At 61.5% G+C, this 26,935-nt stretch carries 24 protein-coding genes and 1 pseudogene; 14 read left to right on the top strand and 11 right to left on the bottom strand.

Features of this window, described 5'->3' with window-relative positions; genetic code table 11:
• Positions 1 to 53 precede the first annotated feature (53 nt).
• The 3 genes from QM007_RS03665 to QM007_RS03655 all read left to right on the top strand — a co-directional run bounded on the left by QM007_RS03665 (position 54) and on the right by QM007_RS03655 (position 2,969).
• Positions 54 to 710 carry a TetR/AcrR family transcriptional regulator gene (locus QM007_RS03665; RefSeq protein WP_283490597.1) on the top strand — a complete coding sequence of 219 codons (657 nt, stop codon included), beginning with the start codon at positions 54 to 56 and terminating at the stop codon, positions 708 to 710.
• Positions 711 to 848: 138 nt separating this feature from the next.
• Positions 849 to 1,076, top strand: coding sequence for a DUF3107 domain-containing protein (locus QM007_RS03660; protein WP_237185793.1), 228 nt, complete (start codon positions 849 to 851; stop codon positions 1,074 to 1,076).
• A gap of 270 nt (positions 1,077 to 1,346) precedes the next feature.
• A complete protein-coding gene (locus QM007_RS03655; protein WP_283490596.1) occupies positions 1,347 to 2,969 on the top strand; it encodes a DEAD/DEAH box helicase in 1,623 nt (540 codons plus the stop codon).
• 79 nt (positions 2,970 to 3,048) lie between these two features.
• Here the strand turns inward: QM007_RS03655 and QM007_RS03650 are convergent, their stop codons facing one another.
• On the bottom strand, positions 3,049 to 4,482 hold the full coding sequence (locus QM007_RS03650; protein ID WP_283490595.1) for a GuaB1 family IMP dehydrogenase-related protein: 1,434 nt from the start codon (positions 4,480 to 4,482) through the stop codon (positions 3,049 to 3,051).
• A gap of 189 nt (positions 4,483 to 4,671) precedes the next feature.
• Here QM007_RS03650 and QM007_RS03645 point away from each other — a divergent pair, with 189 nt between their 5' ends.
• Entirely contained in the window at positions 4,672 to 6,369 is a 1,698-nt protein-coding gene (locus QM007_RS03645; protein ID WP_283490594.1) for a glycoside hydrolase family 13 protein, read from the top strand.
• Positions 6,370 to 6,484: 115 nt separating this feature from the next.
• Here the strand turns inward: QM007_RS03645 and QM007_RS03640 are convergent, their stop codons facing one another.
• On the bottom strand, positions 6,485 to 7,309 hold the full coding sequence (locus QM007_RS03640) for a PHP domain-containing protein (RefSeq protein ID WP_283490593.1): 825 nt from the start codon (positions 7,307 to 7,309) through the stop codon (positions 6,485 to 6,487).
• 120 nt (positions 7,310 to 7,429) lie between these two features.
• On the opposite strand from QM007_RS03640, the gene QM007_RS03635 reads away from it, so the two are divergent.
• Complete coding sequence (locus QM007_RS03635; RefSeq protein WP_283490592.1) at positions 7,430 to 8,980, top strand: aminopeptidase P family protein; 1,551 nt, start codon at positions 7,430 to 7,432, stop codon at positions 8,978 to 8,980.
• A 224-nt stretch (positions 8,981 to 9,204) separates the two neighbouring features.
• Here QM007_RS03635 and QM007_RS03630 read toward each other — a convergent pair whose 3' ends face one another.
• Entirely contained in the window at positions 9,205 to 9,570 is a 366-nt protein-coding gene (locus tag QM007_RS03630) for a hypothetical protein (RefSeq protein ID WP_283490591.1), read from the bottom strand.
• Positions 9,567 to 10,667, bottom strand: a complete 1,101-nt coding sequence (locus tag QM007_RS03625) for a YflT domain-containing protein (protein ID WP_283490590.1) — start codon at positions 10,665 to 10,667, stop codon at positions 9,567 to 9,569. The genes QM007_RS03630 and QM007_RS03625 overlap by 4 nt, the downstream gene beginning before the upstream one ends.
• Positions 10,668 to 10,805: 138 nt before the next feature.
• On the opposite strand from QM007_RS03625, the gene QM007_RS03620 reads away from it, so the two are divergent.
• The 3 genes from QM007_RS03620 to QM007_RS03610 are packed head-to-tail and all read left to right on the top strand — an operon-like array spanning position 10,806 to position 13,950.
• Complete coding sequence (locus tag QM007_RS03620) at positions 10,806 to 12,113, top strand: magnesium transporter MgtE N-terminal domain-containing protein (RefSeq protein ID WP_283490589.1); 1,308 nt, start codon at positions 10,806 to 10,808, stop codon at positions 12,111 to 12,113.
• Positions 12,106 to 12,804, top strand: coding sequence for a DUF1003 domain-containing protein (locus QM007_RS03615; RefSeq protein WP_283490588.1), 699 nt, complete (start codon positions 12,106 to 12,108; stop codon positions 12,802 to 12,804). Before QM007_RS03620 ends, QM007_RS03615 begins: the two co-directional genes overlap by 8 nt.
• Before the next feature lie 12 nt (positions 12,805 to 12,816).
• Positions 12,817 to 13,950: a P-loop NTPase gene (locus QM007_RS03610; RefSeq protein ID WP_283490587.1), complete on the top strand. Its 1,134-nt coding sequence runs from the start codon at positions 12,817 to 12,819 to the stop codon at positions 13,948 to 13,950.
• Between the two features lie 101 nt (positions 13,951 to 14,051).
• On the opposite strand, the gene QM007_RS03605 is transcribed toward QM007_RS03610, so the two are convergent.
• A complete protein-coding gene (locus QM007_RS03605) occupies positions 14,052 to 14,417 on the bottom strand; it encodes a twin-arginine translocase TatA/TatE family subunit (RefSeq protein WP_283490586.1) in 366 nt (121 codons plus the stop codon).
• 110 nt (positions 14,418 to 14,527) lie between these two features.
• Between QM007_RS03605 and QM007_RS03600 the strand changes: the two genes are divergently transcribed.
• Positions 14,528 to 15,169: an O-methyltransferase gene (locus QM007_RS03600; RefSeq protein WP_283490585.1), complete on the top strand. Its 642-nt coding sequence runs from the start codon at positions 14,528 to 14,530 to the stop codon at positions 15,167 to 15,169.
• 55 nt (positions 15,170 to 15,224) lie between these two features.
• On the opposite strand, the gene QM007_RS03595 is transcribed toward QM007_RS03600, so the two are convergent.
• From QM007_RS03595 to QM007_RS03585, 3 genes are all read right to left on the bottom strand, one after another.
• On the bottom strand, positions 15,225 to 15,386 hold the full coding sequence (locus QM007_RS03595) for a DUF3117 domain-containing protein (RefSeq protein ID WP_135013726.1): 162 nt from the start codon (positions 15,384 to 15,386) through the stop codon (positions 15,225 to 15,227).
• A gap of 122 nt (positions 15,387 to 15,508) precedes the next feature.
• The gene (locus QM007_RS03590; protein ID WP_283490584.1) at positions 15,509 to 16,795 is read right to left on the bottom strand and encodes a putative hexosyltransferase; all 1,287 of its coding nucleotides are present in this window, start codon (positions 16,793 to 16,795) and stop codon (positions 15,509 to 15,511) included.
• A gap of 37 nt (positions 16,796 to 16,832) precedes the next feature.
• Positions 16,833 to 17,189, bottom strand: coding sequence for a hypothetical protein (locus QM007_RS03585; RefSeq protein WP_283490583.1), 357 nt, complete (start codon positions 17,187 to 17,189; stop codon positions 16,833 to 16,835).
• Between the two features lie 206 nt (positions 17,190 to 17,395).
• Here QM007_RS03585 and QM007_RS03580 point away from each other — a divergent pair.
• Positions 17,396 to 17,767: pseudogene (locus QM007_RS03580) on the top strand (ATP-binding cassette domain-containing protein); the annotation flags it as partial.
• A gap of 586 nt (positions 17,768 to 18,353) precedes the next feature.
• Complete coding sequence (locus QM007_RS03575; protein WP_283490582.1) at positions 18,354 to 18,512, top strand: hypothetical protein; 159 nt, start codon at positions 18,354 to 18,356, stop codon at positions 18,510 to 18,512.
• A 128-nt stretch (positions 18,513 to 18,640) separates the two neighbouring features.
• Here QM007_RS03575 and dapE read toward each other — a convergent pair whose 3' ends face one another.
• The gene (gene dapE, locus QM007_RS03570) at positions 18,641 to 19,789 is read right to left on the bottom strand and encodes a succinyl-diaminopimelate desuccinylase (RefSeq protein WP_283490581.1); all 1,149 of its coding nucleotides are present in this window, start codon (positions 19,787 to 19,789) and stop codon (positions 18,641 to 18,643) included.
• Positions 19,790 to 19,839: 50 nt separating this feature from the next.
• Between dapE and dapD the strand changes: the two genes are divergently transcribed.
• The 3 genes from dapD (at position 19,840) to galE (ending at position 24,208) form a co-directional block, all read left to right on the top strand.
• Entirely contained in the window at positions 19,840 to 20,805 is a 966-nt protein-coding gene (gene dapD, locus QM007_RS03565) for a 2,3,4,5-tetrahydropyridine-2,6-dicarboxylate N-succinyltransferase (protein WP_283490994.1), read from the top strand.
• 155 nt (positions 20,806 to 20,960) lie between these two features.
• The gene (locus QM007_RS03560; RefSeq protein WP_283490580.1) at positions 20,961 to 23,072 is read left to right on the top strand and encodes a 5'-nucleotidase C-terminal domain-containing protein; all 2,112 of its coding nucleotides are present in this window, start codon (positions 20,961 to 20,963) and stop codon (positions 23,070 to 23,072) included.
• A 122-nt stretch (positions 23,073 to 23,194) separates the two neighbouring features.
• Complete coding sequence (gene galE / locus QM007_RS03555; RefSeq protein ID WP_283490579.1) at positions 23,195 to 24,208, top strand: UDP-glucose 4-epimerase GalE; 1,014 nt, start codon at positions 23,195 to 23,197, stop codon at positions 24,206 to 24,208.
• Positions 24,209 to 24,293: 85 nt separating this feature from the next.
• Here the strand turns inward: galE and QM007_RS03550 are convergent, their stop codons facing one another.
• Positions 24,294 to 25,574, bottom strand: a complete 1,281-nt coding sequence (locus tag QM007_RS03550) for a citrate synthase (protein ID WP_283490578.1) — start codon at positions 25,572 to 25,574, stop codon at positions 24,294 to 24,296.
• A 226-nt stretch (positions 25,575 to 25,800) separates the two neighbouring features.
• On the bottom strand, positions 25,801 to 26,931 hold the full coding sequence (gene dapC / locus QM007_RS03545) for a succinyldiaminopimelate transaminase (protein WP_283490577.1): 1,131 nt from the start codon (positions 26,929 to 26,931) through the stop codon (positions 25,801 to 25,803).
• Positions 26,932 to 26,935: the final 4 nt, after the last annotated feature.

The raw sequence follows: 26,935 nt of genomic DNA, 5'->3' as shown, positions 1-26,935 counted from the left end.
CCCCACCAGCCGTACCCCCGTCCGCCCACCATCCCAAAGGTTCGGCAGCAACGATGTCTACCACCATATTTTCAGCTGACTCCGACCCCGGCGACCCCATCGACCCGTCCGGAGCCTCCCGCCTGCCCAAAGACCTGCGCCGCCAGCAGCTCATCGGCAACGCCGTGCGTGTTTTTGCTTCCCGGGGCTATCACACCACTACCATGGACCACATCGCCACCGCCTCTAACGTGACCAAGCCTGTGCTCTACCAGCACTTCACCGGCAAACGCGACCTCTACCTGGCCGTGCTCGATGAACAAATCAATAACCTTATGACCCAGCTGGTGCAGCCCCTCTACACCACCAAGGTCAACCGCGAACGGGTGCAGGGCGTCATCGGGGCTTTCTTCAATTTTGCCCGCAACAATGTAGCAGGCTACCGCGTCATCTTTGAATCCGACATTCAGAACGACTACTCGGTACAAGAACGTACCGAAAACATGCACATCACTATCGCCAAGCGAATCGCCGAGGTACTAGCACCCAATGCGGGCATACCCTTTGAAGAGGCCCTGATGACGGCCCGCATGCTCACCGGTATGGTGCAGGCAGCTGCCCACATGGTCATCGGCACCGACGCCTCACCCCAGCAGCTTGCAATGGCTGAGCGCGCCGTCTTCCGCCTGGCCTGGGGCGGTATCTCCATCATCGACGAAGACTGGGAGTAGCGCTCTCACCCGCTGTCGCAGCCTTTCTCTACCCTGTCAGCTCAGACCGAAACCCCACCCCTTTCTTGCCCTTACTCACGTAGACTGGTGGGCAGAGACCCCCTACAGCCAGGTAGGGAACCATCGAAAGGAAACCTCATGGAAATCAAGATTGGCGTTATCAACGTGCCTAGCCAGGTCGTCATCGACACCGACGAAACCGCCTCAGACGTCCGCGCCAAAGTCGCTGCGGCTCTTGAACAGGGCGGCATCCTGGAACTGACCGATTCTAAGGGCTCCACCACCCTGGTTCCGGCCGCAAACATCGGCTATGTCGAGCTGGGCGCTGAAACCAAACACCGCATTGGCTTCGGTATCGGCCAGTAACATCGGGCTTACTCAGCCAGAGGGGCCCCGGGAGTTTGACACAAAACTCCCGGGGCCCCTCTTACATTTACAGCACTTGGCGGTAGAATAAAGAAGTTATTTGGTTGCCCGGTCGTACCATCCGTATAGACTCACCTGCCTTTAGCTCTCCCGCCCGACGCTCTGCAAGCGTCCACCCGGCGGTTGATAGAGCTTCTTTGCTGCATGAAAACCCACGATCGGCTTCCTCGTTTGCCCCGGGCCGGGGCCTCACCCGAAGGAACACGATTCGTGACTAACCCTGATACCACTAAAACTTTCGCAGACTACGGCGTGCGCCAAGACATTGCCGATGCCCTCGCCGAGAAAGGCATCGTCTCCCCCTTCCCCATTCAGGCCCTGACTCTGCCGGTGGCTCTATCTGGCCAGGACATCATCGGTCAGGCTAAGACCGGTACCGGTAAGACCCTGGGCTTTGGTCTGCCTGCCCTGCAGAGCGTTGCAGTTCCGGGTACGGACGCCTTCAACCAGCTTCCCGCCCCGGGTGCGCCTCAGGCCCTGATTATAGTCCCCACCCGCGAACTGGCTATCCAGGTGGGCGATGACCTCTCTGTCGCTGCCTCAAAGACCGGCGTGCGAGTAGCGACCCTCTACGGCGGCCGCCCCTACGACAGCCAGGTCAAAGAACTGGAAAAGGGCGTTGAGCTGATTGTGGGCACCCCGGGCCGCCTGATTGACCTGCACCGCCAGAAGTACCTCAACCTGAGCCAGATCAAGATTGTGGTACTCGATGAGGCCGACGAGATGCTTGACCTGGGCTTCCTGCCCGATGTGGAGCGCATTCTCTCAGCCATACCCGAGGTACGCCAGACCATGCTCTTCTCGGCAACCATGCCCGGGCCCGTCCTGACCATGGCCCGCCGCTACATGAGCCGCCCCATGCACATCCGCGCTGAATACGGCGAAGAAGAGACCATGACCAAGGCCTCAATCCGCCAGGTTATTTACCGAGCCCACCCCCTCGATAAGGACGAGCTGGTCGGCCGTATTCTGCGCGCCGAAGGCCGGGGCCGCACCGTCATTTTCACCAAGACCAAGCGCTCCGCTGCCAAGCTCTCTGACGAGCTGACTGCCCGAGGTTTTGCGGCCGGCGCTATCCACGGCGACCTCAACCAGGGGGCGCGTGAGCAGGCCCTGCGGGCCTTCCGCAACGGCAAGATTGACATTCTGGTTGCAACCGATGTGGCAGCCCGCGGTATTGACGTTGAGGACGTCACCCACGTCATCAACTACCAGTGCCCCGAGGATGAGAAGACCTACCTGCACCGTGTGGGCCGCACCGGTCGCGCCGAGAAGGAAGGCACCGCCGTTACCCTGGTGGACTGGGAGGACGTGCCCCGCTGGAAGCTCATCAACAAGGCCCTGGAACTGGGTGTGGACGAGCCGGTTGAAACCTATTCTTCCTCTCCCCACCTCTTCACTGACCTGGGTATTGCCAAGGGAACCAAGGGCCGCCTGCCCAAGGAGGAGCGCACCGCAGCAGGTCTGCAGGCTGAAGAGGCTGAGGACTTTGGTGGTGCCCAGGCTCGTGAGAAGCGCCAGGAGCGCGGTGGCCGCGGGAATCGTCGCGGACGTTCGGGCTCCCGTTCTCCGCGCCGCGAGGGCTCACGCTCTGGCGGTGAGGGCCGGGGGCAGAAGCGCGATGACCAGCGTGGCGGCCAGAGCGGGGAGGCTGATTCCAAGCCGCGCCGCCGCCGTACCCGCCGGGTCGAGGGGGAAGCCGGACAGGAGCGTCCGGCCCGCCGCCAGCGCCAGCAGAAGCCTGCTGACGCGGCTGAAGGTGGCCAGCAGGGTGAGGGCCAGAGCCGCCGTCGCCGCCGCACCCGCCGGGTAGAGGGCAGCCAAGACTCATAGGGACCGCAAAACTTAAAGGGGACCGCATATTATGCGGTCCCCTTTAGGTTTTAAGGTCCCCTTTCAGGGAAAACTTACCCTAGCGGGTGGCGCGGGCCTGGCCTTCTGCGTAGCCAGCGGCAGACTGGATACCCACAACAGCTCGCTCGGCGAACTCCTCGATGGAGGCAGTGCCGGCGTAGGTGAAGGATGAGCGGACCCCCGAGATAATCGAGTCAATCTGGTCTTCTACACCACCGCGGCCCTCGGGCAGGTAGATGCGGGCTGATGAGATGCCCTCTTCGAACATTTCACGGCGGGCCTTTTCAAAGGCTTCGGTCTTGGCGTTGCGGTTAATGACGGCGCGGCGGGAGGCCATGCCGAAGGATTCCTTGTAGAGGCGGCCGTCAGCGTCCTGCAGTACGTCGCCGGGTGACTCATAGGTGCCCGCGAACCAGGAACCGACCATGACATTGGAGGCACCGGCGGCCAGGGCCAGGGCGACGTCTCGGGGGTCCTTGATGCCGCCGTCCGCCCAGACGTGTACGCCCAGCTTTTTGGCTTCGGCGGCGCATTCCAGCACGGCGGAGAACTGGGGGCGGCCGACGCCGGTCTGCATGCGGGTGGTGCACATGGCACCGGGGCCAACGCCGACCTTGATGATGTCGGCTCCTGCTTCTGCCAGGTCGCGGACGCCCGAGGCGGTCACCACGTTGCCTGCGGCTATGGGGATGGAGGGGTTGAGGGCCTTGACCTTTTTGAGGGCCTCGATCATGGTTTCCTGGTGGCCGTGGGCGGTATCGACCACGAGCACGTCGGCACCCGCCTCGATCAGGGCGGCGGCACGACCTGCTACGTCACCGTTGATGCCAATCGCAACGCCGATGCGGAGCTTGCCCTTGGCGTCGGTGGCCGGTTCGTAGAGGCTGGCGCGCAAGGCGGCCGAGCGGGTCAGCACGCCGACCAGCTTGCCATCGGCGTCCACCACCGGCGCTACCTTGCGGGACTTCTCGTGCAGAATATCGAAGGCTTCACGCGGGGTGACGGTATCGGGCAGGGTGAGCAGTTCAGTGTTCATGAGGTCTTGTACCTGGTCAAAGTTGTCTGCCCCGCGCAGGTCCTTGGGAGTAATGACGCCGATGGGGGTCTCGCCGTCCACGACGACAGCAGCCCCGTGGGCACGCTTGGGCAGCAGGTGGCGCACGTAGCCTGCGGTGTGGTGGGGCTTGACGGTGATGGGGGTATCGAAAATCAGGTGAGAGTTTTTGACCCGCTGGATGGTTTCGGCAACGATGTCGGTGGGCACGTCCTGGGGAATGATGGCGATGCCACCGCGGCGGGCGACGGTTTCGGCCATGCGGCGGCCAGAAACGGCGGTCATATTGGCGATGACCAGGGGGATGGTGGTGCCGGTTCCGTCGGCGGTGGAGAGATCTACGCCCATGCGCGAGCCTACCGTGGAGCGGGAGGGAACCATGAACACGTCATTGTAGGTCAGGTCGGTGGTGGGAGTCATGTCGTTAAGGAACTTCATACCCTCAGTCTAGGCGGTGTGCCGCTGAGCAGGCAGTTTGTTAGCTTTGAGCGTGTAACCTGCGTAACTCCAGTTTCCGGCATTTTTGCCACGTGTACCTTTTCCGCTCTGGGGGCGGACGCCGGGGCGTAGGCTGGTGGGCAGGGGCAGATACCTGCCCTGTAGCTTCTTCCCGTGAAAGGTTCAACGATGAGCGATTCAAACCTCTTAGTCCCGGCAGCCGATGAACCCACCTGGTGGCGCCAGGCCGTGGTCTACCAGATTTACCCCCGCTCCTTTGCGGACGCCGACGGCAACGGAATCGGCGACCTCAAGGGAATCACGGCCAAGGTTCCCTACCTTAAGAAGCTGGGCGTAGATGCTGTATGGCTCTCCCCCTTCTACCCCTCAGCCCTGGCCGATGGTGGCTATGATGTCGATGACTTCCGCGATGTTGACCCGAAAATTGGTACCCTGGCTGACTTCGATGAGATGGCCAGCGCCCTGCACGCAGCGGGTCTGAAGCTCATTGTTGATGTGGTGCCCAACCATACTTCCAACCTGCATGTCTGGTTCCAGGAGGCCCTGGCGTCCGCACCGGGCTCGGCAGCCCGTGACCGCTATATCTTCCGTGACGGCCTGGGCGAGAAGGGCGAGCTGCCCCCGTCAGACTGGACCTCCATCTTCGGCGGCCCGGCCTGGGAGCCGGTGGGCGACGGCCAGTGGTACCTGCACAACTTCGCCGTTGAACAGCCCGACCTGAACTGGCATAACCCCGAGGTTCACGAAGACTTCAAAGAAACTTTCCGCTTCTGGGCCGACCGCGGCGTCGATGGCTTCCGCATTGACGTGGCCCACGGTATCGCCAAGGACCTACCTGAGGTTCTACCCAGCCAGGCAGAGCTCGACGCTATGCCTAAGGACGGCACTCACCCCATGTGGGACCGCGACGATGTGCACGAGATTTATAAGGAATGGCGGGCCGTTTTCAACGAATACACCCCGCCCCGCACCGCCGTAGCAGAGGCCTGGGTAGAGCGCGACCGCCGCCCCGCCTACGCGTCCGCCCAGGGCCTGGGCCAGGCCTTCAACTTTGACCTTCTCACCGCCCGCTTCGAGGCGGGTGAGTTCCGCAAGATTGTGACGGAGAACCTGGAACTCTCAGCGGAATCTGGTTCGTCGAGTACCTGGGTGCTGTCCAACCACGATGTGGTGCGCCACCCCACCCGCTACGGCCTGCCCTTTGTAGAGGGTAAGACCAACGAGAAGGTAGGCCACGAGTGGCTGCTGGCCGGTGGCCCGGCTGAGGAACTTGACCGGGAATTGGGTTCAGCCCGTGCCCGCGCAGCTACCCTCTTCGAGCTGGCCCTACCTGGTTCGGCCTACCTCTACCAGGGTGAAGAGCTGGGCCTGCACGAGGTCGCTGAGATTCCCGATGCAGACCGCCAGGACCCCACTTTCTTCAACTCCCCCGGCGTCAACGTCGGGCGCGACGGTTGCCGGGTCCCCTTGCCTTGGGAGGCGGACGGCCCCTCCTTCGGTTTTGGTACTGGCAAGCCCCACCTGCCCCAGCCCGCCTGGTTCTCAGGCTACGCGGTGTCGGCTCAGGACCAGCAGGAAGATTCGACCCTGAACCTCTACCGGGCAGCCCTGGCCGCCCGTCGCCAGCTCCAGGGCGCAGAAGAGCTGACCTGGCTTGAGACGGGGGACGAGGCCGTCCTGGCCTTTGAGCGCCCCGGCGGCTGGGTCAATCTGACTAACTTCAGCACCGAGCCCACTCCCCTGCCTGCGGCCCTGGCTGAGGCCGAGTTTGTGCTGGGCTCCGCCCCTGGCTCTCAGGACGCTTTCGCCGCGGGTTCCGTACCCGGGTCAGCTACGCTCTGGCTCAAGCGCTCAGTATCGGTCTAAATACGGTTCGGGCAGACGCGCCCCGGCGGCGACCCTCTCATGGCTCGCGCCGGGGCGCTCGTCATGATTCACGCCAGCCCCGAGCCAGCCGCCGGCTGGCGCGCCTGCCTTCGCCTTATGCCCGAGACATCTCACGAATCTTCTCAACCGTCTCGCGGGGCGTGGTGTTTTCGCCCAGACGGTTGGGTTTACCTGCGCCGTGGTAGTCGGATGATCCTGTGACGAGAAGGTCGTGTTTGGCTGCTGTTTCCAGCAGCCAGGTGCGGCCTTCTTCTGGGTTGTCGCGGTGGTAGACCTCAAAGCCGGCGAGCCCTGCCTCAATCATGGCGTAGATGGTTTCGTTGCTGGCGAGTTTGCCGCGGGCGGACGCCTTGGGGTGGGCCATGACCGGCACACCTCCTGCGGCGCGTACCAGTTCAACAGCTCGTACCGGATCCACGGCGTAGTGGGGTACGTAGTATTTTGAGCGTGTGGTCAAGATAGTTTCGAAGGCTTCTGACCGGTTGGCTACTGCGCCGAGGGCCACCAGGGCATCTGCGATGTGGGGGCGGCCTACGGTCGCGCCCACGTGCACCTGTTCTTGAACGGTCTCCCAGGTAATCGGGTAGTCTTCGGCGAGTCTTTCAACCATGCGCTGAGCGCGCCCCACTCGAGAATCACGGGCGCGATTAATTTCAGCTAAGAGAGCCTCGTTGGCCGGGTCGTGCAGGTAGGAGAGCAGGTGGATGCTTACCCCCTGAGCCGAACACGAGATTTCCATACCGGGCAGGAAGTCTAGCCCCAGGCGTCCGGCTGCCTGTTCAGCTTCAGCCCAACCGGCGGTGGTGTCGTGGTCGGTCAGGGCGAAACCGGTAAGCCCGGCGGCAGCCACGTCAGCGACCAGCTCGGTTACCGGCTGGGTGCCATCTGAGATTCGGGAGTGGGTGTGCAGGTCGTACATAGCACCAGACTACCTGCGGCGGCCCGTCCGTAACAGGCGGCAACCGTTAGCCGCCCTTAAGTATCGGTGCCACTATCTTCAGCTAGACGCGCCGTTACCCGGCTCACTAGACTGGTAGGCATGACTACTAGCGATAACACCCCCACCCCGGGCGACGACCAGCCCATCGAAGAGCGCGTCACCAACCGCTCTGCTGCCCCCAAGTCCAGCGCTTTCACTGACTTTATGGCAGCGAACTGGGCACCGGCGTCCGACGAGCTCCCGGCTCGTGCCCGTGTAGCCGACTTTGCTGCTGAGCGCCGCTCCAAGATTTCTGCGCTCTTCCCCGGAGAGCGCCTGGTTCTGCCTGCTGGCCCCCTCAAGGTGCGTTCAAACGATACCGACTACCGTTTCCGCCCTCACTCGGCCTTTGCCCACCAGACAGGTCTGGGCCTGGATCACGAGCCCGACGCCGTGCTCGTCTTTGAGCCCGTCGAAGAGGGCCAGGGCGATAACGGATCGAACCACGAGGTCACCCTCTACTTCCGACCCCTGGCAGGCCGTGATACCGAGATGTTCTACCGCGACCCCCGCTACGGGGAGTTCTGGATTGGCCCCCGCCCCACCCTCGAATCACTGGGTGCCGAGTACGGTCTGCGCACCAAGGACCTGGGCGAGCTTGAGGTAGCTATCACCAAGAACGCCGGACCCGAGGCTCTGGGCGGCGTGCGCATCCGCCTGGTACGCAATGTTGACCTGAATGTCGATGCCCTGGTCGATACCTCCCGCTACAACACCTCTGTTGACTTAGAAGAGTCAGATAAGCTCGACGCTGCCCTGACCGAGGCCCTGTCTGAGGCCCGTCTGGTCAAGGACGCCATCGAGGTGGAGAACCTGCGCCGCTCGGTTGATTTGACCATCGAGGGTTTTGCTGAGGTCGTCAAGGCCCTGCCCGCAGCTGTGGCCCACCGCCGCGGTGAGCGCGTGGTAGAGACTGCCTTCTTCGCTAAGGCCCGTGTTGAGGGTAACGACCTAGGCTACGACACCATCGCAGCCTGCGGCAACAACGCCACAATCCTGCATTGGATCCGCAATAACGGCACCGTCGATGAGGGTAAGCTGCTGCTGCTCGACGCCGGCGTTGAGGACGACACCCTCTACACCGCGGATGTCACCCGCACCTTCCCGGTCAACGGCAAGTTCTCCGAGGTTCAGGCTAAGGCCTACAACATCGTGCTCGAAGCAGCAGATGCTGCCTTTAAGGTTGCAGTGCCGGGTAAGAAGTTCCACGAGGTTCACGACGCTGCCATGCAGGTTTTAGCGACCCGCCTACACGAGTGGGGCCTACTGCCTGTCTCTGCCGAGGTTTCCCTGTCGGCTGAGGGCGGCCAGCACCGCCGCTGGATGCCCCACGGCACCAGCCACCACCTGGGCCTCGACGTGCATGACTGCGCCCAGGCCAAGAACGAACTCTACATGGAGGGCATCATCGAGCCCGGCATGGTCTTCACCATCGAGCCCGGTCTCTACTTCAAGGAAGAGGACCTCGCTATCCCCGAGGAACTGCGCGGCATCGGCATCCGTATTGAAGACGATGTGCTCATCACCAAGGACGGCAACGAGAACCTCTCTGCGGCCCTGCCCCGCACCGTTGAGGGTATCGAAGCCTGGATGGCAGAGAACTCCCGCTAAGTAAGGTGCTATGGGGCTTGTTCAGAGGAGTCGGTGAAGCAGGCTCGCAGCGAAGCTGCTGGCTCGGGGCTGGCGTGAATCGCTTGTGAGCGTTAGCGAACCAGCGAGAGGGTCGGCAGCGAGCGCGAGCCTGCGTAACCCCTGATGAACTAGCCTCTCAACTGCATAACGAAACCCCGCCTGCTCTCTTTCAGAGCGGGCGGGTTTTCATCAGGTTTTGCCGCTTAGACCTGGGTGATTTTCAAAGACTTGATGAACCAGTCTGAGAAGGTCCAGATGAAGGTAGCCTCGAAGCGGTGGGGGCCGGTGACGTCCTGTTCGTAGGCAGTTCCTACCAGCTGTACCTGGGCGGTAGCTGAGCCGGTTTCTTCCCCTGCGGTGGTGGCGATATCTTCAAGGGTTGCCTCGTCGAGGTCGAAGAGGTCTTCGTCGAGATCGTCAATCCATTCCTGGGCGGTTTTTACCGTACCGTTGGGTAGGGTGAGCTGAAAGTCGCCGGTGAGGAATTCGATAATCAGGTGCTGGTTGTTCTCGCCGATGTAGCCGATGAGTTCTTCAAAACGGGTGGCGAGTTTCTGGTCGGGTGTCATTGACCGTCCTTCTGCGGTGTCTGCTCGGCCTCTGCCGTTTCGGGGGCCTTACGGATGGTTGCCTCAAATTCTTCGGGGGTTTCCACGCGCAGGCCGTAGCGCTGCTCCCCCTTTTCTGCGCGGATCGCTTCGATACGCTCGTTGGTGGCAGGGGGCTCGGGGGCCTTACGGATCATCTGCTCAAATTCTTCGGGGGACTCCACGCGCAGACCGAACTTACCGGCGGCCTTGGAGCCGTCGCGGTTGGTTTCAGCGGGAGGGGTAAAGACTGGAGCGGACGGACGCTGCTCGGCTGCCGGCGCCTGGTCCTGCTTCTGCTCGGCGGGGTTGAAGCCGGGGAGGAAGGGTTCGGGCTTCTGCTCCTGCTGGGGTGCAGGGGCTGAAGGGTCAAACCACTGAGGTGCCTGCTGGCTGCCCTGGACTTGCTTGCTCCCCGGTGCCTGCTGCCCATTGGGAGCCTGCTGCTGGGGAGCCTGGGGCTGCTGGGCCGCGTAACCCTGGGGGTTAGCCTGGCTCATACCGGGGTGAACGTAAGGGCTGGAAGTCTGACCATTCTGAGCGAAGGGGTGAGCGCCGGAACCGTGCACACCGCTGTGGGCATCGCCGTTAGGCTGCACGGTGACGCGTAGCAGATGGCGGGCTGCCTGGGCGGTGGCGGGGATAGCCATCAGATCAAATCGCTGGGGTAGCATCTGGGTACGGGTACGGATACCGCGGCCCTTGGTGCGGGAAGCAACGATAATTGCGTAAATCATGCAGAAGGCAATAGCCAGGGGCACGATGCTCAAGAAGTTAGCCAGAATTGAGGTCTGGGTGATTACGGCGTTGAAGAGGGCGACCAGAGCGCCGAGGCTCAGGCCTTGGAAGACGCCGCTGAGGGCCGCCCGAGGGTAGGTGGCCTGACCGGTCACATAATCAACCTGCTGCACATCGTGCCCTACCAGGTACAGGGAGTGTACGGGGAACTTCTGGCTGGCCAGAAACTCGATAGCCTTGTTGACCTCTTTACGGTCGGTGAAGGTGGCTACCAGCTCACCGGGAGGTAGGTGGGTGCCATCTGCCATGGCCAGGGCGGGAGGTGCTTTAAGTTGATCCATGCTCCCATTTTTTCGCAAAGTGCACTGAGTTTGCGGGGAGCACGCCGGGGTATCGCCACAGGTGAACTAAGCAGGGTGATTCTCATTGTGCTGGCAACCGGTGGCAGCTCTGGGCTGAGGCGAGTACCCTTGATAACTGTGAGTAGCGTACCGAACAAGATTTTTATCGCCCGTCTTCTGGGCCTTGATGTTTTTGACCCCCACGGCGACCGCCTGGGCCGTCTGCGCGATGTGGTGGTGCTCAAAAGCGGCTTTACCCAGTTCAATACGGTGGGGTCTTTGGCCAAGCTCAAGGAGCCCGTTGTGGTGGGTATCGTCATCGAGATTTTGGGCAAGAAGCGCATCTTCGTGCCCATGACTCGCGTGACCAGTATTGACTCCACCCAGGTGATTCTGACCGGCCTGGTAAACCTGCGCCGCTTTGAGCAGCACGGCTCTGAGGCTCTGGTAGTGGGCGAGCTCTTTGACCGCAAGGTGCAGTTACGCGACGGATCGGGTCGGGCTCAGATTGAGGACGTTGCCATGGAGCAGCGCCGCAACGGCGACTGGTTTATCTCTGAGCTCTTTATCTCCCGCGGCCACGCTAGCCTGATGCGTCGCCGCAAGGAAACCCTGATTGTGGACTGGGATGAGGTTATTCTCTCCACCGATTTTGAGCCCCAGGCTGCAACAGCTTTTGTGGCCAGCCACGAGGACTCCAACCCCGCTGACCTGGCAGACGCTATTCACGAGATGCCCGATAAGCGCATGGTGGAAGTAGCCCAGGAGCTCCAAGACGAGCGCCTAGCAGACGTGCTCCAGGAACTGCCCGAAGAAGACCAGGTGCAGATTCTCTCCCACCTAGAGGTGGAGCGAGCCGTTAACGTTCTGGAAGAGATGGAGCCGGACGACGCCGCCGACCTTCTGGGTGAGCTGTCAGATACCCAGCGCGAAGAGCTACTGACCCTGATGGATCCCGAGGATTCGGACGACGTCCGCCGCCTACTCGAATACGAGGAAGGAACTGCCGGTTCGCTCATGAACCCGGTGCCCATCGTCCTCTCCCCCGAAGCCACCGTGGCTGAAGCCCTGGCCCATATCCGCCAGGAAGAAATTTCCCCGGCCATGGCAGCGGCGGTTATGATCACCCGCCCGCCCCTTGAAACTCCTACCGGCAAGTACCTGGGCATTGTGCACATGCAGCGCCTGCTCCGGCACTCACCCAGCGAGCAGGTGGGCAACATTATCGATACCTCCATTGAGCCGGTCACCGATGCTGCCAGCATTGAAGAAGTCACCCGTGTGCTGGCAACCTACGACCTCACCATCATCCCGGTGGTCAACGACCACGACCGCCTGGTTGGAGCGGTCACGGTGGATGACGTGCTCGATGAAATGCTGCCCGATGACTGGCGCACCTATGACGATGGAACCCCAATTCGAAAGGTAGGCCGCCGCTTTGAGTGATGCACGCGAACGCAACGATTCAGCGCAGACGCTAGGGACCCCGCAGCAGAAAAAGCGCCGCCCCCTCTTTCAGCTAAGCCCCAACCCCGATGCTTTCGGTCAAATGACCGAAAAAATTGCGCGTTTTATGGGTACCCCGCAGTTTTTGCTGTGGATGACGATTTTCTGTGCCCTCTGGCTGGGCTGGAATACTCTGGCACCTGAGGAGCTTCAGTTTGACCCCCGGGCCCTGAACTTTACCCTGCTGACCCTGATGCTATCTTTGCAGGCCTCTTATGCTGCGCCCCTACTGCTGCTGGCGCAGAACCGGCAGGACGACCGTGACCGTGTGGTTGCCCGACAAGACAGGCAGCGCGACCAGCGCAACCTGGAGGAGACCGAGTATCTGACCCGCGAGATTGCCTCCCTACGTATTACCCTGCGAGAGGTCGCCACCCGTGACTTCGTGCGCGGCGAGATGCGCGACATTATGGACGAGCTCGCTGAGGTGCAGCGGCGCCAGGAGGAACTGTTTACCCGGGCGGAAGCCCTAGCAACTAAGGCTAATAAGCGTGAAGAGCCCGAGGCTACGAAGCCCTTTGACCCCCGTGCGGCCCAGCCTGTGACCAGCGCCTTTGACGTGCTGAGCGACGACCACCCCAAGATGCGCAAGAAAAAGAAAGTTAAGGATATCGACCGCTCCTTTGAGTAGGCGATTTACCCCATGCACACATCACATCTGAACGAGGAGCTGCTTGCAGCTCTTGCAACCGTTATTGACCCTGAACTCCGCCAGCCCATCACCGAGCTGGGCATGGTGGACCGGGCCGAGTTGACCGGCTCAGTTGCCAGTATCAGGGTGCTCCTGACTATTGAGGGCTGCCCCCTGCGTTCAACGATTGAGTCGGACGTCCGCGCTGCGGTCTCTGCCCTGAAGCAGGTGAGCGAGGTGCAGCTTGAGATTGGTTATATGAGCCCGGATCAGCGCGCGACCCTGCGCCAGCGTCTTGGCCATACCAAGCAGAACCCTTTTGCTGCCCCCGGCTCCCTGACCCGTATTTTTGCGGTGGCTTCGGGTAAGGGCGGGGTGGGTAAGTCCTCTGCGACCGCTAATCTGGCTGCGGCCTGCGCCTCCATGGGTTTGAGCGTTGGCATTATTGACGCCGATGTGCACGGGTTCTCGATTCCCGGGCTGCTGGGCATTACCTCTGGCCTTACCCGCATGGACGACATGATTATTCCGCCGGTGGTTGAGGCCCCTTCAGGTGGCGGTGTCATCAAGGTCATCTCTATCGGTATGTTCGTGAAGCCCGACCAGCCGGTCGCCTGGCGCGGCCCCATGCTGCACCGGGCCCTGGAGCAGTTCCTCACCGACGTGCACTTCGGTCACCTGGATGTACTCTTCCTCGACCTGCCCCCGGGCACCGGCGATATCGCGATTTCAATGGCCCAGCTGCTGCCCCATGCCGAGATTCTGCTGGTCTCAACCCCGCAGCTGGCTGCTGTGGACGTGGCCCAGCGGGCTGGTACCCTCAGTCTGCAAACCGAGCAGAGGGTCATCGGGGTCCTGGAGAACATGGCTGCCATGCAGTTGCCGGACGGCACCGCCCTGCCCCTCTTCGGAGAGGGGGGCGGGGCCGTCCTCACCGATTCCCTCGGCAAGGCCCTGGGCTATGAGGTACCCCTGCTGGGGTCGGTGCCCTTGGAGCTTGCCCTGCGTGAGGGTGGGGACACCGGCACCCCGATCGTCTGGGGCGCACCCGAAACCGTCGCTGCCCAGGAACTGGTGAAGGCTGCCAGGGCTCTGACCCACCGTCCGCGCGGGCTAGCGGGAGCCCCCCTGCCCTTTACCGTCTAGCCCGGCCCAAGGGGACCGCAAAACTTCAAAAGGACCGCATCATATGCGGTCCTTTTTTGAAAATCAGGTCCCCTTGGTTCCTAGGCGGGGAGAGAAAGAGTTTAGGTGGCCTCGGTATCGAAGGGGGCCCAGGCGCCGCGGGGCAAGCGCACACTCACAGAGGGAGCCGGTGCAGCCGCCGCCTTTTCTTCAAGTTCCTTGCGGCGCTCTTCGTCGTCCTCGGCAAAAGCCTCGCGCACAATCACGCGAGGGTCGTACTGGCGGGGATCGTACTGGCGCCAGTTAATATCGCCCAGGTCGGGGCCGAGAGTTTCTTTGAGGTCGTCCTTAGCCTCAAAGGCCATACGGCGAACCCACTTGATAAAGTCTTTGAGCTGCTGGGCATATTCGGGCATACGTTCTGGCCCGATGACAACAAACACCAGGATCGCTAGAACGATAAATTCGAGGCCGCTAATTCCTAACACACAAAGAGATTACCAGCTCAGCCCGAGTGTTCGCCTATAAAACGAGCGGGGTTGATTAAGATGTTTCCAGAATCATTCCCACGCGCACTCATGTGAAGGTGAAGTACTAGGTGAATACTCAGGAACAGGCTCGAAGCTGGGTTTATGCTGAAGAGTTCCCGCTGGAGACTCCGGCGGTAGCTTCTGCCCGGGCTGGGGCCGAACGGTTGGACGCCGCCCCCGTCGCCCCGTCGATTGCCTCCCTGCTCACGGTGCTCGCTGCCGCTACCAAGGCCCAACACGCTGTAGAAATCGGTTGCGGGGCCGGGGTCGCTACGGCTGCCCTGCTCACAGGTCTGGCCCCCGGTGCCGCGCTCACAGCCATCGATATCGATGCCACCCGCTGCCAAGCAACCCGCACTCTGCTGGCAGCTGCCGGTCTCGATAAGAGCCACCGGGTGCGCGTCATCACCGGTGATGCTGCCGAGGTACTCCCCCGCCTCTCGGCGGCCTCCTACGATTTGGCCTTTATAGATGCCGGTAGCCAGCTAGCTGAACAGCTGGTCTACGATACGCTGGCCCTCCTAGAACCCGGTGGGCTCCTCATCCTGCACGATCCCCTGGTGGGTGGCGCTGTTGCTAAGCCCACGGCCCGCGATGCCGTTACCGTTTCGGTTCGCTCTGTCTTACACGAGGTAGCGGCCTGCACCGCAGATGTTTTTGTCTCGCTCGTGCACGCGGGTAAGGGTCTCTACCTGGTCTACAAACGCTAAAGCCCCCGCCCAAACCTGTGTGGTTCGAAGCAGGGGCCGGGCTTAGAGCCGAAGCCTAGACGTTTTCAACGCACTTGCGAATCGCTTCAACTTCTTCTTCGGTGATATCAAGAACCAGGCGGCCGCCACCTTCAACGGGAATGCGCATGACGATGCTGCGCCCTTCGCGCACGATTTCGAGGGGGCCGTCGCCGGTGCGTGGTTTCTGAGCTGCCATCTTGGTTCTCCTTCAACGAGGGTTGGTCTGCGGGTTCTCGGCTTCTGTTGCCGGTCTCACCTTCTTTTAATCATAGTGCTTAGTGGCTCACTTCTGGCGTTTTTGGGTGGAAACTTACAGGTTTAGGGCGGGTAGTCGCCGCCGCCGGGTAGCTGCTTCCAGTGCCAGAGCCAGCCGACCCAGCCAAACTGCAGGGTTGCTCCGCTGAGAATCAGCAGCCAGCGGTAGGCCCGCGAAGCAGATAGGGCAACAAGGGGCAGCAGAAGCGGGAAGAGGGGCAGCAGCAGGCGGAAGGTGGAGGACTGCGGGTTGAAGAAGGCCAGCATATACACCGCGTAGACAGCGCACCAGGTGATGAGCGCCGGGTGGAGTACCCTCCGGGTCACGGGAGCCAGCAGGGCCAGCAGGTAGGCGCCCAGTAGCAGAATAAGGACGAGGGGGCCTCTCCCCTGCCCCAGATACAGCTGGCTCTGGGTGTACCAGGGCACAAAGGGCAGCACATGCTCCCCGCCAGCTCTCCACGCGGCCTCGGTAGCGGTGTAGGCGTCGATACGCCCGGTGGACGCCCAGGCGATAGCCGGGTGGATAAAGGCGAAAGCACACACGGCCAGGGCAGAGGCAAGTTGCGGGGCGGTTACTTTCAAGGCGCTCAGCAGGTTCTCAGCGCGGGCCTGTTGAACCCAGCAGACGAACCACCAGATGCCAACCAAGGCCCCCAGGGGCACCCCTACAGGGCGGGACAGGGCCGCCCCAAGGGTCGGAAGAAGCAGAAGCACATAGCGTTGCTGCACCAGCCAGTAGAGGGCCCAGGCCAGGAAGAAGAGGCCAGTTGCCTCGGCATAGCCGGTTTGCAGAATCGGTGCAACGGTGCAGAAACTCACCGCCGCGGTTGCCCACAGGGCGGTTGTCTCTAGCTCAGTGCCCCGGTGGGCAGTAGCGCCCCTGGTCACTGCCCCGCGCACCTGTAGGCTGGCTTCAAAAAGTCGGTAGATAAACCAGGCCGCCCCAAAGCCAAACAGCAAGGAGACAGTAGGGGCAACCGTCTGATAGCTCAGCCCGGTCACGCTCGCAATGGCACCGCTGATCAGGGGGTAGAGGGGGTAAAAAGCCCACTCATTTTGGGCAACGTGACCGTTGGCGTCCACGGGGAGAACCGCAGGGTAGCCGCCGGCGGCTATCTTGGCGTACCAATCAGCGTCCCAAATAGTGACAAATTCCAGGTAGCCCATTGAGGTATTTTTCCAGGGGCTAAAGGTCTGGTGCAGGCCCACGGTTGAGAAAATAAACCAGCCCCAGAGCCGGCTTGCGGTATAGACCAGGGCTACCCGCAGAGCGATGGGCAGGCTCGTGAAGAACAGTAGGCCCCGGCTGGCGCTCACGCTCAGGGTCGCAGCGGTGCGGTCAAGCACCCCGCTGTGCTGTGGTGCGGACGGACGCCCCACTCCCCTAACCCTCCCCACCAAGGTCGGTAGCGGCGTCCTGACCCCGGGCACCGCGCAGGGCCTTAAGTTCTGCCCGCAGGCGGCCGTTCTCGGCAACCACCTTAGCAAGCACCCCATCAACCTCATCACGGTTATAACCCAGGGCCGAGATAGCAAAACGAACCTGCCCCAGCTCGTCCGCACCCGGGCGGTCCGAAAGAATCAAGGGCGGCTCAGCGGCAGGAACCAGCGCTACACCGTCCTTGCTTACCGCGTCGATAGCCTTCTGCCCCGGGATCAACCGGTCAGTACCCAGTACCGCACACCCGGCCATCACCGCCGCCAGCACCACAAAAGTCACCGCAACCAGTAGATAATTCATACCGTCCTCCCGCAGGAGCCAAGCCCTTTCGCCCAGCGCCACTCAACAAAACCCAACAAATATGACTGCAAAAACACGACACCCCGTGTAACAAGTTGTTCACCTTAAAGGGGGGTGAGGTAAGGCACATACACCATTTGGTTTGTGCCACAGCACCTCAATGCTACCGGCGCACGCACTGAATCCACCACAAGAGAGGAAGCCCAGTGACTACTGACGCACTGGTTCAGCTCACCCACGTCAACAAGCACTACGGTGAGAACCACGTCCTCAAGGACATCAACCTTTCCATCGGCAAAGGCGAGGTTGTCGTCCTTCTCGGCCCTTCGGGCTCCGGCAAGTCAACCCTCTGCCGCACCATCAACCGTCTTGAAACCATCACCGATGGCAACATCACCATCGACGGCAAAAAACTGCCCGAAGAAGGTAAGGAACTCTCCAACCTACGCGCAGAAGTCGGTATGGTCTTCCAGTCCTTCAACCTCTTCGCCCACAAGACCATCCTCGAAAACGTCACCTTAGGCCCCCGCAAGGTACGCGGTATAGGCAAGTACTCATCCGAGGTCCAGCTGGTGCAGCAGAACTCCTGCTCAGACTGCGTCGTCGCCCTCAACGCAGCCATCAACAAGATGGTCGAAACCGGCGCCTGGGAAGAAGCCATCGAAAAGAACGTAGGTGCCACTAACTACACCTACGACGTCATCGGCGCCTTCTGGACCAACGTCCAACTGACCTTCTGGGCAGCTATTCGGATCATTCGTCCTCGGCTCCCTCCCGGCACTTATGCGTATTTCGCCCGTGCCCACACCCGCATCTTCAACATCGTGGCTCTTCTGCTCTTGGCGGCAGGCTTTGCCTACGTCATGATGGTGATGCACCGCCAGGGCCAGCTGGAAGCCGATAAGTGGACTTCCCTCTTCTCTGGTAACCTCTGGACCAACTACATCCTGCCCGCCCCCTGGAAGGTACTGACCCTGATTCTGGTGCCCCATGCCTTGACCGCCATGATGCCCTCCCTGATCTCGCACTTCGTGGTTATTCTCAAGGACACCGCTCTGGGCTACATCATCTCCTACCCCGAGCTGCTGGCAGCCGCCCGCCGCTTCGGCTCCGGTGAAGGCAATATCTTGCAGATGATCCTGCTGGCAGCCCCCCCCCATCTTCGTGGTCATCAACTTCGCCCTAACCCTCTTCGCCGAGTGGCTGGCTAAGTACATGAGCTCCCGCTCCGACGTAGAGATCAAGCACGCCGACGGTGTGCCCGGTGAAGTGGACGAAGCCCGCCCCAAGACCGAGCTGATGTTCAAGATTCCCAAGCACTAGCGTCCACGCTTTGCGCTCCGGTTACAGGCCAAGGGGCCCCATCACACGATGGGGCTGTGCAGGGTTCTTAGGCTGTGAGCAGGTTTTTCTCTGCACACAGCCCAAGAAGTCTGCACAGGCTGGCAGGGTTAGGACGCCGTCAGCCAGCTTTCCAGCGCCGTATAGCAGGCGTGCACCTCGGAGGCTTTCACATGCTCGTTATCAGTGTGGGCCAGCAGGGCGTCGCCGGGCCCAAAGTTTACGGCGGGAATGCCAATCTCACTGAAGCGGGCGACGTCCGTCCACCCGTACTTAGGCTTGGGGGCCTGCCCGACCGACTCAATCAGAGACCTAGACAGCGGAGCGTCCAGGCCGGGGCGGGCCGCTGATGAAAGATCCACGAAATCCAGCTCGTAGCCCTCGAAGACCTCGTGCAGATGCGCGACGGCTTCATCCAGGGTCTTATTGGGGGCAAAACGGTAGTTGATGTGCACGCCCGTGTCATCGGGAATCACGTTCCCAGCAACCCCGCCTGAAATCTGCACGGCATTGAGCCCCTCGCGGTAGGCCAAGCCCTCAACCTCATAGGTGGCAGGCTGGTAGGCGGCAAGACGCCCCAGCACGTCCGCCATCTTATGGATAGCGTTGACGCCCTTCCAGGCCCGACCCGAGTGGGCTGCGATACCGGCAGTACGAATCCAGAAGCGGATGGTGCCGTTGCAGCCACCCTCAATGGTGCCGTCGGTTGGTTCTAGCAGGACGGCAAAGGCCGCGTCGGTCAGCTTCTCCCGGTGGTTGCGCATCAGGCGGGCAAGCCCTGAGAGCTCTGAGGCGACCTCTTCGTTGTCGTAGAAGACATAGGTAATGTCGTAGCGGGGTTCCTTCAGGTGGGCGGCTAGGGCTAGCTGCACGGCAACCCCGCCCTTCATATCCACGGCGCCGCGGCCGTAGAGAACCCGCTCCCCCGCTTCCTCAACCCAGGTAGCAGGAACAGTCCCCAGGGACCCCTCGGTACGGGGCAGGGGCACCGTATCCAGGTGACCGGCCAGCACAACGCGGGTATCTCGCCCCAAGTTAGTGCGGGCGATGATAGCGTCGCCGTCGCGGGTTATCTCTAAGCCACCGATCCCCTCAAGGGCCGCCTGCACGGCGTCCGCCAGGCGCACCTCGGCGCCAGAAACGGAATAGATATTGAGCAAATCAGCAGTGAGATCTTCAACGGGCTGGGTTAGGTTCAGGACGCCGGGGCCAAGGTGGGCGAACTCGGCGGCCTGGGTGAGGGTAGGGTTCTTGGTCATGGTTCCACCATACAAGCAGATAGCACCCCGCACCCGCCTGATTCCGTAGACTGGTAGGCATGACTGAAAACAATACCCGTGTAGCATCCGGCCTGGGTCTGGCCACCGTCGTCGCCTCCGGCGAGAACGAAGGCACCGTACTCGATGTCTGGTACCCCGCCCCCGCCCTCACCGACACCCCCGATGACTCAGTAGCAGCCGACCTCGAAGCCCTGGTCGAAGCCGACGAAGACCGTAACGTCGTGCGTGAGCTGGTCAACGTCACCATCAACCTCGATGAGGCCCCCACCAACGCCGCGGACGCCTACCTGCGCCTGCACCTGCTCTCCCATACCCTGGTTGCCCCCAACACCATCAACCTCGACGGTCTCTTCGGCAAGCTGGCTAACGTCGCCTGGACCAACTTCGGCCCCGTCCTGGCCAGCGAATTCAACACTGTCTCGCTGAAGCTGCGCCGCCGCGGCGCCCTGGTCGTCACCCACGTTGACAAGTTCCCCCGCATGATTGACTACGTCGTGCCCGCCGGTGTTCGTATCGGCGATGCCGACCGTGTGCGCCTGGGTGCCCACCTGGCCACAGGCACCACCGTCATGCACGAAGGCTTCGTCAACTTCAACGCCGGTACCCTCGGCGAGTCCATGGTCGAAGGTCGAATCTCCCAGGGCGTTGTCATTGGCAACGGCACCGACATCGGCGGCGGCGCTTCCACCATGGGCACCCTCTCCGGTGGCGGCACCCAGCGAGTCTCCATCGGCGAGCGCTCCCTGCTCGGCGCTGAAGCCGGCATCGGTATTGCCCTGGGCGATGACTGCGTGGTTGAAGCTGGCCTGTACGTCACCGCTGGCTCCCGCGTGACCGTCCTCAACCCCGGCGCTGAGCCCAAGGTCGTCAAGGCCCTAGAACTCTCAGGCCTGAATAACCTGCTCTTCCGCCGCAACTCCATGACTGGCGCTATCGAAGTTCTGCCCCGCGCCAACAACACCGTGGAACTGAACTCAGAGCTGCACGCTAACTAAAAAGTAAGTAATTATTTCGTGAGACGGGCTTATGCTCGTTTCGCCTGACGATATTTACTGAAGATTAATCTGTTCAAGACCCGCCCTAACGGCTGACCGGTAGGGCGAGTCTTTACAATGGGAGAACACACTCACAACACATCAGAAAGCTATTCATGAAGCGTTCTCTTTCTCTGCTGGCAGGTCTTGGCCTGGTTTCTTCCAGCGTTCTCGTTCCCGCAGCTTTTGCAGCAGATGGTACTACTGACCTGGGTGATTTGACCGTGTTGGCCTCAACCGACGTTCACGGCCGCGCCCTCAACTACGACTACTTCACCGGCGCCACCTATGGCGAAGGTGCTAAGGCTCTGGGTATGGAGCACCTGGCAACCGCTATCGCCCAGACCCGGGCAGCAAAGGGTGCAGAGTCCACCCTGGTACTTGATAACGGGGACGCCAACCAGGGCAGCCCCTTACAGACCTACTACCAGAACAACCGCACCGCCACCAGCGTTGACCCCATGGCCTCGGTCTTTAACCTGCTCGGCTATGACGCCGGTGTAGTGGGCAACCATGAGTTCAACTATGGCCCCGATGCAGCCGCCCAGTACACCCAGAATCTGACTATGCCCCTGCTGGGTGCTAACGTCATCGACACCGCAACCGGCGCTCCCGCCTACGAGCCCTACACCATGATTGAAAAGACCGTGGGCGGCGAGAAGATTCAGGTAGCCGTGATCGGCGTGGTAACCCCCGGCGTTCGCGTGTGGGATAAGGCTACCGTCGAGGGCAAGCTGGAGTTTAAGGACGCCGCCGCTACCGTCGCCGAGTGGGCACCCAAGGTTAAAGCGGCAGGGGCCGACGTGGTCGTCGTCCTCGCCCACACCGGTCTGGACGCCGAGGGCTACACCTACAATCCGGCTGACCTGACCGAAAATGTCGCTAAGTCTGTTGCTGAACAGTCCACCGATGTTGATGTGGTTGTGGGCGGCCACTCCCACGTCACCAACAAGGTTCAGGAATACTTCACCAACAAGAACGGTGAGCCGGTGCTCTACACCCAGCCCGGCTATTGGGCCCGTTTCCTCTCCGAAGTCACCCTACCCCTGGTCAAGGAAGCAGATGGTGATATCGAGGTCAAGTGGACCGAGGACGAAAAGCCCACCGCCGTTGCCCTCAACGCCGGTGATTACGCCGCCGATGCGTCCGTCCTCGCCGCTATCGAGCCCTACCACTCAAAGACTACCGAGTGGGTGCAGACCGTCGTTGCCCAGGCAAGCGCTGAAATGCCCGCCGCCACCAGCGCCTGGGAAGACACCGCTGTTTTGGACTTCATCAACATGGTGCAGACCAAAGAAGTCACCCGGGCCCTGGTCGGAACCCAGTACGAGGGCCTGCCCGTCATTGCTGAGGCCTCCCCGTTCTCCCGCACCGCCGTCTTCAAGCAGGGCGATGTCACCATCGCCGATATGGCAAGCCTCTATATCTACGACAACACCCTCTACGCTGTTGAACTCACCGGCGCCCAGCTCAAGGACTACCTTGAATGGTCAGCCCGCTACTACAAGCAGCAGGAGCCCGGCGCTGAAATCACCGACTGGTCCACCGCCACTAACGCCCTCTACGAGGGTGCCACCCGCGGTATTCCCGACTACTCCTATGACGTGCTCTCGGGCGTGAACTACCACATCAACATCTCCAAGCCTGTCGGCGAGCGCATCGAGGGCCTCACCCTGCCCGACGGCACTCCCCTCGCCGATGATCAGAAGGTCATCCTGGCTCTGAACAACTACCGCTGGTCAGGCGGCTCAGGCTACCCGCACGTCACCGCAGCTCCTATCGTCTACGAGGAGCAGAAGGCCGTACGCGACCTCATGATTGACTGGGCTATCACCAACAAGACCATCGACCCGACCACCTTCTTCGTGAAGAACTGGACGGTCGGCACCAGTTCCCTGCCCACCGAGCAGGCACCCGAGGAGACCCCGGCTCCGGCTCCCAGCGCCAGCCCCACCGCTGCTCCTTCGGCTGAGCCCACGGTAGCCCCCACCCAAGAGCCGACTGCAAGCGCCAGTGCGGACGCCCCCGCACCGGCTCCCAGCGAAAGCCCAGCTTCATCGGCCTCCGCTGACGCCAGCCAGAGTGCTGTGGCAGGGGACCGTGAAACTGGAAAGAGCGGCGCGCTAGCCCGCACCGGCGCTACTGCCCTGCCCTTCCTCGCAGGTGCTGCCCTCCTGCTGGGTCTAGGCGCTACCGTCTTCTTCGCCGCCCGCCGCAAGAACAGCTAGGGGAAGCATCCGCGTCTAACGCCCACTTTGATATATGCTCAGCCCCGCCACCGCTTCTACCGGCTGGCGGGGCTGAGTGCAGGTAAGCTAGAGAAAACACCAATCGTCTACTAGGGGAAAACGTGAAGATTCTCGTTACCGGCGGCGCCGGCTACATCGGCTCCCACACCGTACTCGAACTGCTCAAGGCAGGCCACGAGGTAACCGTTATGGACAACCTCTCAAACTCCTCCATGGAGTCCCTGGCCCGCGTTGAAGAACTCACCGGCAAGACTGTGGAGTTCCGCAAGGTCGATTTGCTGGATCTACCCGAGATGAAGCAGCTTTTCAACCTGGTCAAGCCCGATGCCGTGATTCACTTCGCCGGCCTTAAGGCTGTAGGCGAGTCTGCTGAGAAGCCCCTCTGGTACTACCAGACCAACGTCGCTGGTACCCTCAACCTGCTCTACGCTATGGAAGAGGCAGGCTGCCACTCCATCGTCTTCTCATCCTCGGCTACTGTCTACGGTGAGCCCGAGTCTATGCCGCTAACCGAGAAGCTGAATATGGACGCCCAGTCCTGCTACGGCCGCACCAAGGAGCACATCGAGGATATGCTCATTGACCTGGCAGCCTCAGATTCTAAGTGGAATGTTGCCCTGCTGCGTTACTTCAACCCGGTAGGTGCCCACGAGTCCGGCCGTATCGGTGAAGACCCGGCCGGCATCCCCAATAACCTGGTCCCCTTTATCGCCCAGGTCGCGGTGGGTCGCCGCGAATACCTCAACGTTTTCGGCAACGACTACCCCACCGTCGACGGCACCGGCGTTCGCGACTACATCCACGTCGTTGACCTGGCGGACGGCCACCTCAAGGCCCTGGATTACGTCACCACCCACGGCGGCCTGCACACCTGGAACCTAGGTACCGGCAACGGCTACTCGGTTCTTGAGGTTCTGCACGCTTTTGAGAAGGCTGCGGGTAAGGAGCTGCCCTACAAGATTGTGGACCGCCGCCCCGGCGATGTGGCCGTCTCCTATGCTGACCCGGCTGCTGCCCTGGCAGATCTGGGGTGGTCTGCTACTCGCGACATCGACACCATGGTGCGCGACCACTGGAACTGGCAGAAGAATAATCCCCAGGGCTACGAAGTGTAGCGGGTAGCCCCTAAAACCAAGCCCCGGCGTCCTTACCTCCTGGAAGGTGCGGATGCCGGGGCTTAGTGATGTGCTGCCTGGCAGGTTAACGCTCGGGGTAGTGGCGTTCGGTTTCGCCGATGTAGACCTGGCGGGGGCGGCCGATCTTGCGGTCGGGGTCCTGGATACCTTCGGTCCACTGGGCGATCCAGCCGGGGAGGCGGCCCAGGGCGAAGAGGACGGTGAACATGTGCTCGGGGAAGCCCATGGCCTTGTAGATAAGGCCGGTGTAGAAGTCTACGTTGGGGTAAAGCTTACGTTCAATGAAGTAGTCGTCGTTGAGGGCCTTCTCTTCGAGACGCTTGGCGATATCGAGTAGTTCGTTGTTGCCGCCAATGGATTCGAGGATTTCGTCTGCGGTCTTCTTGACGATACGAGCGCGGGGGTCGTAGTTCTTGTAGACACGGTGGCCGAAGCCCATGAGGCGGACGCCGTCCTCCTTGTTCTTGACCTTTTCCATGAAGTCTTCGGGGCTGATGCCGTCCTTCTGGATCTGGTTGAGCATCTTGAGCACTGCCTCGTTGGCGCCGCCGTGCAGGGGGCCGTAGAGGGCGTTGATACCGGCTGAGACGGAGGCGAACATGTTGGCGTTTGAGGAGCCGACCAGGCGCACGGTGGAGGTGGAGCAGTTCTGCTCGTGGTCTGCGTGCAGGAGCAGCAGCAGGTCAAGGGCCTTGGCGTGCAGGGGGTTGACCTCGTACTCTTCGGTGGGGAAGCCGAAGCACATACGCAGGAAGTTCTCGGTGTAGTTGAGCTCGTTCTTGGGGTAGATGGAGGGCTCGCCCTTAGACTTCTTGTAGGCGTAGGCTGCCAGAGTGGGCACCTTGGAGAGCAAGCGGTAGGTTGAGATTTCTACCTGACGGGGGTCGAAGGGGTCAAGGGAGTCAGAGTAGAAGGTCGACATGGCTGAGACGCTGGATGCGAGGACGGCCATGGGGTGGGCATCGCGGGGAAAGCCGCGGAAGAAGAATTTGAAGTCTTCGTGCACCATGGTGTGGCGGCGAATCATCTGGTCGAAGTCTTCGAGCTGGGTGGGGGTGGGTAGTTCCCCGTAGATGAGCAGGTAGGCGGTTTCGATGAAGCTGGATTTTTCTGCCAACTCTTCGATGGGGTAGCCGCGGTAGCGCAGAATGCCGGCGTCACCGTCAATGTAGGTGATAGCTGACTTGGCGTTTGCGGTATTCATGAAGCCCGGGTCGTAGGCTACCTTGCCGGTTTCTTTGAGCATGCCCGCAACTTCGAAGGCACCGTTACCTTCGGTTGCTTCTACTGCGGGCAGGGGCAGTTCTTTGCCGTCATAGCTCAGCAGCGCTTTGTTCTCAGTCATTGTGTTCCTCCTGTCATACGAGGCAACGTACGTGCTGTGTGATGAAGTGGGATTCTAAAAAAGGACGGTGCGGCTTTCGCGGGGTGGCGGGAGGCCGCACCGTGCACGTACGCACGTCATCTATGGTCTACATTACAGCAGAATGATGTGCGGGGTCACATTGGTGTGGGTTCAGAAGCTACATTACGTTCTTTAGCTGAGCTTATTTGACATTAACAGGTTTTCTTTACTCTGTTAGACGGGCAGCGGCACGGGAAATGTCGTCATCTGAGCCCGTCAGGGCAATGCGTACATAGCCCTCACCTGCGGTTCCGTAGAAAACACCGGGGCCAATCACGATGCCTTTTTCTGCAAAACGTTGCACGGTCACCCAGGTATCTTCACCTGCTGTAGCCCACAGGTAGAGTCCGGCCTCGGAGTGCTCGACGGTCAGGCCAAAGCCTTCCAGGGCCGGCAGCAGGGTCTCGCGGCGGGCCCGGTAAAGGTCTTTCTGGGCCTCAACGTGGGCGTCGTCTGAGAGGGCTGCGGTCATGGCAACCTGCACGGGAGCAGGCACAATCATGCCGGCATGTTTACGGGAATTCACCAGGTTAGCCATGATCTCAGCATCACCGGCGATAAAAGCCCCGCGGTAGCCAGCAAAGTTGGACTGCTTAGAAAGAGAGTAGGCGGCCAGCACCAGCTCCTGGCTCTCGCCACAGACGCGGGGGTCAAGAACGGAGGGCACCGGCTTCCCGCCGCGGGCAGCGTCCCACTCACCCCAGCCCAGTTCTGCGTAGCACTCGTCGGAGGCAACTACGGCGCCCAGGGCACGGGCGTCCTCCACTATCTTTTTCAGCTCCTCCACATCACGCACAATGCCGGTGGGGTTGGCCGGCGAGTTGATCCATACCAGGCGGACGCGGGCACGGGTCGCTTCATCGAGCTCATCCAGGGAGTCAGCTGCCACGGGGGTTGCGCCAGCGAGCTGGGCACCGATGTCGTAGGTGGGGTAGGCAACGGTGGGGCGGACGACCACGTCCCCCTCCCCCAGCCCTAGCAGGAAGGGTAGCCAGGCAACAAGCTCCTTAGAGCCGATGGTGGGCATGACCTGGTCGGTGGTCAGACCGGGCACTCCACGGCGACGCTCAAACCAGTCAACGATAGCCTGACGCAGGGTGAGGGTACCGTGGGTCGTGGGGTAGCCGTGGGCGTCGGTGGCACCGGCCAGGGCGTCACGGATAACTGAGGGGGTAGGGTCAACCGGGGTTCCAATAGAAAGGTTAATGAGCCCCTCGGGGTGGGCTTCAGCGGTGGCCCGGTAGGGAGCCATGGTGTCCCAGGGGTAGTCGGGCAGGTCGAGGCCAAATTCGCGCATGGTC

Origin of the sequence: Rothia sp. SD9660Na (genome assembly GCF_030064065.1) — a bacterium.
Lineage (GTDB): Bacteria > Actinomycetota > Actinomycetes > Actinomycetales > Micrococcaceae > Rothia.
Note: the sequence above shows the minus strand (reverse complement) of the source record. Positions and strands in the feature narration are given on the sequence as shown.